Consider the following 257-nt stretch of genomic DNA (forward strand, 5'->3'; position numbering starts at 1 on the left):
TCATCACATCGCGAAGACCGGGAAAAACAGGTTGCTTTGGCATCGGAACGGCTCCTTGGCGGGTTGCCTCAAGTCTACCAGATCACGCCAGAAGCGGCAGGTTTTTCAGATGTTCCCTAACTACTTGCATCAAAGACTTTGAGCGGAAACTGGCGTCTAACAAATCTACCTGTTGATTGTCACTGAGAACTGACCCGGCAACTGCAGAAATTGTCATTGAGAATTGACCCATGTGCAACCTTGCCCCTGCTTGATTC

This window comes from Sedimentitalea nanhaiensis DSM 24252, assembly GCF_000473225.1.
GTDB classification, from domain to species: domain Bacteria; phylum Pseudomonadota; class Alphaproteobacteria; order Rhodobacterales; family Rhodobacteraceae; genus Sedimentitalea; species Sedimentitalea nanhaiensis.